Source organism: Mycobacterium sp. IS-1264, assembly GCF_001954195.1.
Taxonomy (GTDB): Bacteria; Actinomycetota; Actinomycetes; order Mycobacteriales; family Mycobacteriaceae; genus Mycobacterium.
Window position 1 is genome coordinate 43,746 of sequence record NZ_MBES01000080.1, and the last position, 6,352, is coordinate 50,097.

Consider the following 6,352-nt stretch of genomic DNA (forward strand, 5'->3'; position numbering starts at 1 on the left):
CGGATGCAAGATTCGTCAGCGCCGGGCCGGCCGGTTTTGCCGGGCCTCGCGCTCCTGTGCATCGGGCTACTGTTCGGCGGAGTGGCAGTCGGCGTGGCGCTGGGCGGCGTGCTGCCGTTGCCCTATGGCCCGATGGGTGCGGTCGTCGCCTACGTCCGGGCGGAGCCGGTCGCGCTGCAAGTGATCGCCACCGCGGTGTTCGCATCGTCGGTACCCCTGGCGATCTACGCGGCGATGGCCGCCGCCCGGTTGCGGCAGCTCGGTGTGGCCCGGTCCGCGGCGGCGATCGCGCTAACAGGTGGGACCTTGGCGGCCGGCGCGCTCGGTCTGACGGCGTTGTTGGGCTGGACATTGTCGCGATCCGAGATAAGCGCGGACGCCGCGCTGGTTCGGGCGATCTACGTGTTGGCGTTTCTGGTCGGCGGCCCCGGCCACTTGGTGGCGTTGGGCCTGTTGGTCGCCGGGATGGCCGTGCCGGGTCGCGCGCGGGGCTTGCTGCTCGGGCCGCTGGCCTGGGCCGGCCTGGCGGTTGCCGCGCTCGCCGAAGTGACGGCGCTGGTGCTGGCGTGGCCGGAACTGGGTGTGCTTCTGCCGATCGCACGAGTCGCGGCGCTGGTCTGGCTGGTGGCGGCCGGCCTGCAGCTAGGTCCGCCGCGACGGCCTAGGTGACTTCGACCCGATGCAGGTCGTCGCCGAGCTCGATCTGTCCGGTGAACTCGGTGGCGGCCAGCGTCCGCCACTGCTCCTCCTGCCCCGGGACCAGGGCCGGCACGTAGTGCGTCATGACCAGGGTGCCCACCCCCGCGCGGGCCGCGGTCGCCGCCGCTTGCTCGACCGACGAGTGGTAATCGCAGATGTCCTGCAGCCGCTGTTGCGGGATGTTCGAGACGATGTCCTTGCGGATCACGGTGTGCACCAAAGCGCCTGCACCGGTTGCCAATTCGTCCAAGCTCTCGCAGGGGACCGTGTCGCCGGCCAGCACGACCGATGCCGACTCGAATTCGATCCGGAACCCGATGGTGGGCGCCACCGGCCGGTGATCGGTAGGCGCCACCCGGATCGAGACGCCGTCGCGGTCCCACACCGGCCCCTCGGTGTATTCGTGGACGTCGACGGGCGGCGGCGCGTTGAGGTCGGCGTGGTGAGCGATGCGGTAACCGATGTCGTGGCGCAATGCGTTCAGCGTTGCTTCAACCGTTTCCGCGGTGCCGGGCGGTCCGATGACAGGCAGCGGGACGGGCTCCGGGCTGAAGGTGCTGACCCAGCGCGTGATCAGCACGTCGCCGAGGTCGCCGATGTGATCGCTGTGCAGGTGGGTGAGCAGCAGCGCCGATAGTCCGCTGGCGCCCACGCCGATCGCGGCCGCACGTTGCAGCACGCCGCGGCCGCAATCCACGAGGAACACCTGCCCGCCGGCCCGCACCAGGGTCGACGGACCCGCGCGGTTCGGGTCGGGAATGGGGCTTCCGGTTCCGAGCAGGGTGACCTCGATCATGGCCCTATCCTCGCGGACACCGTCGGCGAACGTGCGTGTCTGTACGCCGACACGCCGTCACGTCCGCCATTCTGCGCACCCTCGTCAGGTTTGTTTCGGGGCGGGGGTGTGAGGGTAATGGACAGCATCGGCTCTCGGTCCTCGAGTCGGCTTTCCCGCCGCGCAAGTTGGCCGTAGCCTGATGTGAAGCAGCTCACAACCGCCTGGGAGGCCTGAATGCGGATCGCGGACGTTTTGCGCAACAAGGGTGCGGCGGTGGTGACGATCAACCCCGAGGCAACCGTCAAGGAGCTGCTCGCCGGCCTCGCCGAGCAGAACATCGGCGCCATGGTCGTGGTTGGTGCCGAAGGTGTGGTCGGGATCGTGTCGGAACGCGACGTCGTGCGCCAACTGCACAAACACGGCGCGAGCGTGCTGTCCCGCCCGGTCTCGAAGATCATGACCTCCACGATCGCCACGTGCACCAAGTCCGACACGGTCGACTCGTTGACCATGCTGATGACCAAGAACCGGGTGCGCCACGTGCCGGTGCTGGAGGGCAAAAAGCTGATCGGCATCGTCAGCATCGGTGACGTGGTGAAGACCCGGATGGAAGAACTCGAGGCCGAGCAGCAGCAGCTGCAGTCCTACATCACGCAGGGCTGACCCGCCGCACGTTCAGCGCCAGGCGTACTCGGCCCGCAGCCGGGCGCCCACCACGTCGAAGATCTCGCGTCGCAGGATCGCGCCCTCGCGTCGTATCCCTTCCTCGGGCACGTCGAGCACCCGGTCCAGCCGGACCCAGCTCGGTCTGCCCTCGTAATCCCAAGCGCCGGAACCGATCCCAACCCAGTCGGGGTCGTTGGCGTGACGCTCCTGGCTGGACACCATCAGCCCGAGCAGCACGCTGCGGTCACGGCCCACGACCAGCACCGGCCGGTCCTTGCCACGGGTGGGATCGTCCTCGTAGACCACCCATGTCCACACGATTTCCCCGGGGTCGGCGCGGCCGTCGAGGTCCGGCGCGTAGACCAGTTTGCGGGCGCGCTGCGCGGTGGGAAAGCTGGTGCTGGTCACCGGGCGGCCCGCGGTGATCGCGGCCGGCGGCTGCGGAGCGACGGCGGCGATGACGTTCGCGGTGATCTTCACCGCGTGCTGGAGTTCCCGCAGCACGGCTTGCGAGTTCTGCACCTGCCGTACCAGCCGCGGAGCGCGATCGAAAACCAGGTTCTCCGCGAAGCGCTGAAACGTCTTCCACTGCGATTTCCGGGGAGACGGCATATTCGCAGCATAGACGCGCCAATTGTGTCCGGGCCGCGACGCGTGGATACCCTTGACGCACCACCGAACCGCCAGTCGACCAGGAGATTCCCATCAGCAGTTTCGCCGACAAGACCTTCACGGCGCCGGCGCAGATTCGGAATTTCTGCATCATCGCCCACATCGATCACGGCAAGTCCACGCTCGCCGACCGGATGCTTCAGCTCACCGGCGTCGTCGACGAGCGGTCGATGCGTGCCCAATACCTCGACCGGATGGATATCGAGCGTGAGCGCGGCATCACCATCAAGGCGCAGAACGTGCGGCTGCCGTGGAAAGTCGGAGACGAAGACTACGTCCTGCACCTGATCGACACCCCGGGCCACGTCGACTTCACCTACGAGGTGTCCCGCGCGCTGGAAGCCTGCGAGGGCGCGGTGCTGTTGGTCGACGCGGCGCAGGGCATCGAAGCTCAGACGCTGGCCAACCTCTATCTGGCGCTGGATCGAGATCTGCACATCATCCCGGTGCTCAACAAGATCGACCTCCCCGCGGCCGACCCCGATCGCTACGCCGCCGAGATCGCCCACATCATCGGCTGCGAACCCGGCGACGTGTTGCGGGTGTCCGGGAAAACCGGGGAGGGCGTCGCGGACCTGCTCGACCATGTGGTGCGGGAGGTGCCGCCGCCCCAAGGCGATGCCGACGCCCCGACCCGCGCGATGATCTTCGACTCCGTCTACGACATCTATCGCGGCGTGGTGACGTATGTCCGCGTGGTGGATGGCAAGATCACCCCGCGCGAACGCATCGCGATGATGTCCACCGGCGCCACCCACGAGCTGCTCGAGGTCGGCATCGTCTCGCCCGAACCGAAGGCCAGCGAGGGCCTGGGGGTGGGCGAGGTCGGCTACCTGATCACCGGGGTGAAGGACGTACGGCAGTCCAAGGTCGGTGACACCGTCACCACCGCCCGGCACGGCGCCACCGAAGCGTTGACCGGTTACCGCGAACCCAAGCCGATGGTCTACTCGGGCCTGTACCCCGTCGACGGCTCCGACTATCCGGATCTGCGCGACGCCCTGGACCGGCTGCAACTCAACGACGCCGCCCTGACGTACGAACCGGAGACGTCGGTGGCGCTGGGCTTCGGGTTCCGCTGCGGGTTCCTGGGCCTGCTGCACATGGAGATCACCCGCGAGCGCCTGGAGCGCGAGTTCGACCTGGACCTGATCTCGACGTCGCCGAACGTCGTCTACCGGGTGATCAAAGAGGACGACACCGAGATCGTGGTGACCAACCCATCGGACTGGCCGGAGGGCAAGGTCCGCACCGTCTACGAGCCCGTCGTGAAGACCACCATCATCGCCCCCAGCGAGTTCATCGGCACCATCATGGAGCTCTGCCAGTCGCGCCGCGGCGAGCTCGGCGGGATGGACTACCTGTCACCCGAACGGGTGGAACTGCGCTACACGATGCCGCTGGGCGAGATCATCTTCGACTTCTTCGATTCGCTGAAGTCGCGCACCCGCGGTTATGCCAGCCTCGACTACGAGGAGGCCGGCGAACAAGAGGCACAGCTGGTCAAGGTCGACATCCTGCTGCAGGGCGAGGCCGTCGACGCGTTCAGCGCGATCGTGCACAAGGATTCGGCGTATGCCTATGGCAACAAGATGACCACCAAGCTCAAGGAACTGATCCCGCGCCAGCAGTTCGAGGTGCCGGTGCAGGCGGCGATTGGCTCGAAAATCATTGCGCGCGAAAATATTCGAGCGATCCGCAAGGACGTGCTGTCCAAGTGCTACGGCGGTGACATCACCCGCAAGCGCAAACTTCTGGAAAAGCAGAAGGAAGGCAAGAAGCGGATGAAAACCATCGGACGGGTCGAGGTGCCGCAGGAAGCGTTTGTGGCCGCGTTGTCCACCGATGCCGCGGGGGACAAGGCAAAGAAGTAGATGAGGCCCAGCTGGCGCACCGCGGTGGCGCTGTTGGTCGCAGCGCTGGCCACCGCGTGCACGACGGCGATCGACGGCACGGCGCGGCCGGCGCCGACCCTGCGGCCGCATCCGCTCACGGGCCCAGCCATTAAGCAGGTCCTGCTCGACGATGCCGCGCTGTCAAAGATGCTCAACCAGACCTTCGAAGCCATGTCGATCGTTCCGCCGCGGTTTGGCGGTCCCGAGATGTTGTCGCCGGGCGTCGAGCTGGTGTCGCCGGCTAACTGCGCGGGCGTCACCTCGATGATGATCACCAAGGTCTACGGATCCGCTGATGTCGTGAATGTCGCGCGGGAATCGTGGTGGAACCTGCACGCGGCGAAGGTGATGAGCGCTTCGGAGGGTGTGGTCGCCTTGTCCAGCGCCGCGGGCGCCGGCGCGCTTTTCCAAAAGTTCTCGCAGCAGTGGCGCGACTGCGACGGCACCACCGTGACCAGCGACAGCCCCAGCATCATCATCGACCGTCCCGGAATGAGCTTCTCGGACAAGGTTTCCGACGTGCGCGTCGCCGATTCGGTTGTCGCGGCGACCCTGGTGGAGAAACAATTGACACCCGCGCCGCCGGGCGAACCCATCCCCAAGGCGCGCGCCGTCGGCGTTCGGGGGAATTGCCTCGTCGAAGTCGATGTGGCGTTTTTCGGTGCGGTGGACCCTTCCTACCCGGGGTCGCACGACGTCGACACCACCGCCGTCAACATCGCACACGTGATGATGGACAAGGTCAGCGAGCTGAGCTGAACCGCTACGTCGGCGCGTTGGCGGGCTGGCACGTTCGTCACTGGGTAGTTCTTTCCAGCTCGTGCTCGAGTATTTGGCCGATCGCGGCAATCGGCTCCGGCATGTCCATGTCAGAATGCTGGCTTTCAATTTTGTGGGCGGACACAGTTCCTTTCAGGTACGGCGCCCATGCCGCGAGGTATTCCTCCGGTGGTCTTGGCTCGTTGACAGTCGGTATGAACAGTACCGAGCGACCGTCGTAGCTTGGCGACACGAAGTCGTTGAGCATTTCGACACTATTTTTGGTCAAGGCGATGACGACGTTCGCCAGCGATTCGTATTCAGGATCGTCGATCGAAACACCGTAGCGATCGTTCGCCCATGCGTTGATCAGACGGCGGGTATCGCTTTCGGAGAAGTCTGACAGTAATAGCGGGTCGTCCTCATACCTAGGAACGCTGGCGATCAGCCCCAACAGTGCGACCTCGTGTTCGCGGCGCTGGAGCTCTGCCGCCATCGCATGAGCCACCACACCGCCGAAGGACCAACCCAGCAGAATGAAGGGCCCTTGCGGCTGCACGGCCAGTATTTGCTCGACGTAGTCGTTCGCCATGGCGGGTATCGACGCCGCGAACGGCGTCTTGCCGTCGAGTCCTCGCGCCTGCAACCCGTAGATGGGCCGGTCATGAAGATGCTCGGCCAGCCCGCGGTAACCCCACGCCATTCCACCCGCCGGGTGGATGCACCACACCGGCGGCTTGGTTCCGCCTAAGCGGAGCGGTAAGACGGTCGCCAACGGATCCACGAACTCAGAAGAGGGTTCTCGGGCGATCCATTGGGCGAGTTGGGTGACGGTGGGGGCGTCGAAGATTGCTCGGATGGGGATTTCGACGTCGAGTTCGGT

The 6,352-nt window shown here is 66.1% G+C and carries 6 protein-coding genes and 1 pseudogene; 4 read left to right on the forward strand and 3 right to left on the reverse strand.

The genetic code is table 11. The features are described 5' to 3' along the window. The first annotated feature begins 3 nt into the window (after positions 1-3). Positions 4-669 (forward strand): hypothetical protein, encoded by a 666-nt coding sequence (locus A5744_RS21575; RefSeq protein ID WP_240563141.1) that lies wholly within the window; start codon positions 4-6, stop codon positions 667-669. Here A5744_RS21575 and A5744_RS21580 read toward each other — a convergent pair. Then, on the reverse strand, positions 662-1,495 hold the full coding sequence (locus A5744_RS21580) for a ribonuclease Z (protein WP_076064412.1): 834 nt from the start codon (positions 1,493-1,495) through the stop codon (positions 662-664). The two genes, A5744_RS21575 and A5744_RS21580, sit on opposite strands and share 8 nt — an antisense overlap. Positions 1,496-1,711: 216 nt before the next feature. Between A5744_RS21580 and A5744_RS21585 the strand changes: the two genes are divergently transcribed. Next, positions 1,712-2,140, forward strand: coding sequence for a CBS domain-containing protein (locus A5744_RS21585; RefSeq protein ID WP_076064413.1), 429 nt, complete (start codon positions 1,712-1,714; stop codon positions 2,138-2,140). Positions 2,141-2,152: 12 nt separating this feature from the next. Here the strand turns inward: A5744_RS21585 and A5744_RS21590 are convergent, their stop codons facing one another. After that, positions 2,153-2,755: a type II toxin-antitoxin system PemK/MazF family toxin gene (locus tag A5744_RS21590; RefSeq protein ID WP_076064414.1), complete on the reverse strand. Its 603-nt coding sequence runs from the start codon at positions 2,753-2,755 to the stop codon at positions 2,153-2,155. 21 nt (positions 2,756-2,776) lie between these two features. Here A5744_RS21590 and lepA point away from each other — a divergent pair. Together lepA and A5744_RS21600 are read left to right on the forward strand one after the other, a co-directional pair. After that, positions 2,777-4,689 (forward strand): annotated as a pseudogene (lepA, locus tag A5744_RS21595) (translation elongation factor 4). Next, entirely contained in the window at positions 4,690-5,469 is a 780-nt protein-coding gene (locus tag A5744_RS21600) for a sensor domain-containing protein (RefSeq protein WP_076064415.1), read from the forward strand. Positions 5,470-5,506: 37 nt separating this feature from the next. On the opposite strand, the gene A5744_RS21605 is transcribed toward A5744_RS21600, so the two are convergent. Beyond that, a partial coding sequence (locus tag A5744_RS21605) for an alpha/beta fold hydrolase (RefSeq protein ID WP_139331448.1) occupies positions 5,507-6,352 on the reverse strand: 846 nt, incomplete at its 5' end.